The sequence below is a fragment of the Actinophytocola sp. genome (genome assembly GCF_035762905.1).
Classification (GTDB): Bacteria; Actinomycetota; Actinomycetes; order Mycobacteriales; family Pseudonocardiaceae; genus DASYTH01.
Genome location: NZ_DASUCC010000169.1, coordinates 1 through 4,853 on the forward strand (window position 1 = coordinate 1; position 4,853 = coordinate 4,853).

Annotated in this window: 5 protein-coding genes; 1 reads left to right on the forward strand and 4 read right to left on the reverse strand. The window is 69.3% G+C overall.

Annotated features, from left to right (window positions below; translation table 11 throughout):
- The 4 genes from VFV67_RS36310 to VFV67_RS36325 form a co-directional block, all read right to left on the reverse strand.
- Window positions 1-537 (reverse strand): ZIP family zinc transporter (locus VFV67_RS36310; RefSeq protein ID WP_326475263.1); only part of this gene is annotated, 537 nt, incomplete at its 3' end.
- A gap of 445 nt (window positions 538-982) precedes the next feature.
- On the reverse strand, window positions 983-1,369 hold the full coding sequence (locus VFV67_RS36315; protein ID WP_326475264.1) for an ATP-binding protein: 387 nt from the start codon (window positions 1,367-1,369) through the stop codon (window positions 983-985).
- A gap of 224 nt (window positions 1,370-1,593) precedes the next feature.
- On the reverse strand, window positions 1,594-1,911 hold the full coding sequence (locus tag VFV67_RS36320; protein WP_326475265.1) for an STAS domain-containing protein: 318 nt from the start codon (window positions 1,909-1,911) through the stop codon (window positions 1,594-1,596).
- Window positions 1,912-2,222: 311 nt separating this feature from the next.
- Window positions 2,223-3,065: a PIG-L deacetylase family protein gene (locus tag VFV67_RS36325; RefSeq protein ID WP_326475266.1), complete on the reverse strand. Its 843-nt coding sequence runs from the start codon at window positions 3,063-3,065 to the stop codon at window positions 2,223-2,225.
- Window positions 3,066-3,773: 708 nt separating this feature from the next.
- Between VFV67_RS36325 and VFV67_RS36330 the strand changes: the two genes are divergently transcribed.
- On the forward strand, window positions 3,774-4,088 hold the full coding sequence (locus VFV67_RS36330) for a hypothetical protein (protein WP_326475267.1): 315 nt from the start codon (window positions 3,774-3,776) through the stop codon (window positions 4,086-4,088).
- Window positions 4,089-4,853 lie beyond the last annotated feature (765 nt).

Genomic DNA, 4,853 nt, shown 5'->3' on the forward strand with positions numbered 1-4,853 from the left:
GGCGGTCAGCAGCAGCGCGCATGCCGCCCAGGTCGTGATGACGCTTCGCTTGCTCTGCCCGGACTCGCGCATGGCCACGGCGCCGACCAGGGACTCCGGCAGATTGGACAAGAAGATCGCCACGAGCAATGTCAACGACACCCCGCTGACCAGCGACACCCCGAGCGCGAGGTTCTCCGGCACACCGTCCAGGGTCACCGCGGCCAGCAGCGCCAGGCCGACGCCACCGCGCGCACCGGCCTTGGTCACCTCCCGCTGCTCGGGCCCGGAGTGACCGGTGACATAGCGGTCCAGAGCGGAATCCACGAGCACGAAAACCGCCGCCCCAGCCAACAGACCCAGCCCGGAGCGCACCGCACCACCGAGGTGAAACGCCTCCTCGAACAGCTCAAAGGCCAGCGCGGCGATCAGCGCCCCACTGGCAAAGGCCAGCAGAACCCCGGTAACCCGGCGCGGCGGACGCCACAGCGCACCGGCCACCGAGCCGATCACCAGCGCACTCGAAGCAGCCAAACCGAACAACACGGCGGTGAACATGCCGATCATTCTGGCGGTCAACCCCGCCGTGAGCCCAGAGCACGGTCCAAGCGCCGAGAGGTTGCCCGGACCGACGTTGGCCAACGCCCGAGTCAACCGCATGGGAAAGGCCGACGTGTCGACCGGGCCAGCCGGTGCTCGTCTTGTGGTCCCTGCGTGATCCCCTATGTCGCCGCCAGCAGGACCGACATTTCCCACAACGCACCGGTGGCTCGACCCAGCCCACACCGGCCACTGTGGGCACTGCTGAACTCCCGATCATCTAGTTGCGTTAACCAGCGGACTGTCGCATCAGGCGGGACCGGCTAGGTAGGTGGGAGTCGGGTCGCGTTACGGGTCGGGAATGGGGTGACCGGCCCAAGCGGACAGAGGCGTCATCAAGAACCCGTAGCCCAGGCACCCAGGGAACCTCGCATGCCGACGCGTGTCGGCGGTTGACCAGGTCTCACGTTGCCGCGGGGTGCGGACTGACGGTCCACACCATGCGCACGATGGTGCCGTCCTCGCCGGTTTCTATGGTGAGCTCGTCGGTGAGGCCGTGGATCAGAGGCAGGCCGCGGCCGCGCTGGTGCTCGGGTTGGACCGGCGCGAGGCGCCACCGGCCGTGATCGGTGACAGTAACGGTGACCTCTCCGGGTGGCTGCCGGTAGGCCGCGTGCAGGTCGACCATCCCGTTTGCGCCTGGGTGGTAGGCGTGCTTGACCACGTTGGCCAGTGCTTCGTAGGCGGCCAGGCGCAGCGCCTGCACCTGGCCGGCACTGAGGCCCAGGTGGCGCGCCCACTCGGTCAGCGCGTCGCGCAGCGCCGGAAGCTGCTCGGCTGCGGCTGGCACGGTCCAGCAGTCAGGGACCAGCTGTTCGCGGGCGGGCGGGGTGCCAGTCATGGCCGGGTGGCCGGCGGCGGCCGCTGTGGCTGGCTGCGTTGTGTCTGATCGATCACGGCTGTCGGCTACCCGCTAGGCCGGCTGCGAACACCCGTCGCGCTTAGCAGCGTGCGGTCGGTGCCTGTCCGGGCCCGCTGACCTACGCGGGAACAGCGGCGCCTGGTGAGCTCAGGTCAGTCCGCGTTGAGGGCCGCAGCGCGCGTGGGATACACCTCGAGTGCGACATCCAGCCCGGTGATCTGCAGTGGCCGCAACGTCACGCTGCCCGCGGCGACGACCCGAAGCCGGGTGTGTTCGGTAGCCCGCTGCTGGGCTTCAACGAGCACGGCCAACCCGGCCGAGCCGATAAACCCCACTCCGAGCAGGTCGATCACCACGACCGCCGGCCGCTGATCCAGCGCCTCAACCACGACCGCCTTGAGCTCCTCGGCGGTGAGCATGTCCACCTCACCGGACACACCCAGCACCACCGCCGCGTCAGATCGCTCCACCACCACCTGCACAGCTGAACCGACAGGGCACGCCGGGACCGGCGCCTCAGGGGACGTCACCAGGCCATTGTCCCCCGCGACCAGTCCACGATCCATCCCCACCCGACCATCAGTGAAGATCACCCCAGGTCGGCATCCTGTTCCGTTCGCGAGCTGCGGGCGTGTCACCGCTCGATCGCCTGTTTTCGGTGCCGACCGCCCAGGACGATGCCACATCAGTGCGCGGATTGCAGCGGGACCGCCAGGCGGGAAGATGCCCACAGCGGCTCGCCGCGGTCATGGTGCGCGCGCGGGGTCCGACGTCGGTGGTGCTAGGCGGCGCTGAGGGTGTACTGGGCCGGGATCGCCTCGATGTGTGCCGGGGTGACCAGGTCGACGCGTTCCCGGACGACCTCGAAGGGTTCGGCGTAGGCGACCGCGGCGTGCCGCGACCAGTAGCGGGCGGTGGCCATCACCAGATCGTCGGCCAGGTAGTCGCGAATGACGTGCTGCGAGGCGAAGCAGGCCAGCAGGTCCAACTTCCCGCGAATGTGCGCGGAGACGTCAACGAACCGGGTCGGCCGGAACTCCACGGTGGTCGACGGGCTCTGGAAGCTGACCACGGTGGCAACCGAGCGAGCCGCCACCAGCACCGCCTGATGCACCGCGCGGTGGTCCTGATGGGTGTCGTGGGCCGAGTGGGTATAGACCACGTCGGGTCGCACCCGCCGGATGACGTCCTCGATCAGGTCGATGGTGACTTTGCCGGCGCTGATCTCAGTGTCAGGCAGGTCGCCGAGGAAGAGTTGGGCGCCGAGCAGGTCGGCGGCAGCCTGTGACTCGGCGGCCCGTTGCGGGGCGGTTCCGCCGCGCTCGCCGGCGCTCAGGGTCAGCACGAACACCTCGTCGCCAGCGGCCCGGTGGGCCAACAGCGTGGCACCCGCACCGATCTCCACGTCGTCAGGATGCGCCCCGACCGCCAAGATCCGCCGACTAGCCCGCTGCACCATGGTCACTCCCCGACATTCCGCAACCCGTCCAACATCAACAAGCATGCGGCCGGCCAGTTGCCACCGAGGTACCACCACGGGTGCAAGCCGGTCGCGGAGGCGGGCGGCGAGATGCGGCCGGTTGACCGAAGTACGCGCTCGGACGATCACGCTCGTCAACCGCATACCCGCCGGCCGCCCGAGCACCCGAGCCGCAGCCGCCGGCAATGGTGAGATTTCGCGTGATTCGCGGGATTACACCAAGAGTGGTGTCCGAGGCCGGATGGGACTATTCACCCACTGCCCCGAGGTTGTCCTGAGGTCCGGCGAGGCCGCTTGAGCCACGGACGCGCAGGTTCGCGTGTGGATCAGCTGCATGCGCTGGGTGCACTCCACCCGTACCGTCGCCACCGTCCTGCCGCGAAGCAGCCCCGCGTGCGCAGAGAAGACACCGACACGGTGGAGATCTGCGGCGGGCAATTCCGAACAGCCCCGCGGGCGCGACGAGGGCCGGATCGTTCAGTCGTCGCGTTCCTGAGTGGAGGACAACCCCGCGTGCGCGGGGAGGACACCGCGGTCGTCGCGTTCGCCGTGGCGTACGCCGGAACAGCCCCGCGCGCAGGGAGGCCCTCGTGCAGCGTCGACCTCGCGCCAGAGAAGGGAACTTCCCCGCGTGCGGGGGGGGCGGGGGGGACCGCTGGTGGGACGCACACGTATGACTCGAGGCCCGTGGTGTCGACCTCACCCACATCGACCTGATCGGGTCGGCTCGGTCTGCCGGCGGGAACGCATCGACTCCGGGCTGGACGCCATGAAAACGGACAACGCGGGTTCCACGATCACCTCCTGCTCGGCTCGGTCGCCAACACGGCCTCGGCGAGGAGGAGCGAGGGCATGGACAAGCTCAACAGGCGCAACGTGTTGGTGACCGGTGGAGCACTTGGCGCACTCGGTGCGCTCAGTATCGCCACACCCGCTGCGGCGCGTCCGCCATGGAAATGGAAAGCCACGGGCTCGGTGGCAGGCACGGGGTCGGAGGTCGACCCCCGATGGCAGCAGTTGGTCGGTGGGCAGCAGGCTGCCGCGCGCTTGGGCGTGGTCGGTCAGGCTGGTCGCGAGTGCGGGGCCGTTGGGTTGCCAGCGCACGGTGTTGCCTTTCTCGCGGAGCTGGATGAGGCATTGGTGGGCGTCGAGGGCGGCGTGGCGTAGGGCCAGGGCGCGCCGCGGCGGCAGGCGGTTTCGGGGTGCAGGCGCAGCAGCACGGCGTCGAGGATGTGTGCCGTCGCCGCTGGCTCGGGCGGTGGTGTTGATGTCAGCCAGCTCGTCGGGGGTGAAGGCGCGGCGGTTGTTGGGCAGCCTGCGGGGTTTGGCTCGGTCGACCGGGCTGGCCGAAGCGGGCAGCAGTCCGGCACTTCGCCCGGATCAGCGGGTGTTCGACCAGCCCCGAGGGACGCCGGTCGCGAGCCGGTCGGGTCGGCCGGAACTGGCCGGTTGAGGCGTCCAGCACCTCGGCCTGGCACTTGCGGCCCGGCGGCCACCAGATCAGTGAGAATGCGCGCAGGGTCGAGCCGAGCTCCCTTCACCCGGCGCCCGCTGAGCGCACCGACCACGAAATACTCCTCGCGGTTGACGGCAGGAAACAGCTCCGGGCTGATGACACAGAGGTGAGCGGTGCCGATCGTGGGATAGGCCCGACCGATGGGCACACCCAACGTGGGTGGTCCTCGGGACGGCTGGGCCAGCTGGCCAGTCCCGGTCACCGCGACTCGTCGAGCGAAACACGCTGCGCGATCAGCACGGCCAGCAGATCTCAACCGGAGACAAGTTCGTGAAATCTCACGCGATTCGCGGCCTTACGCCAAGACTGGTGCTCGAGGGGAGCCCGGACTCGTGGGATGCGTATGTCCGCTGGCCCGTAGCCTGTGTTCGTGGCTGAGCTGCCGGTGTGGACCGAGCGACTGGTTGTGCGGCGGT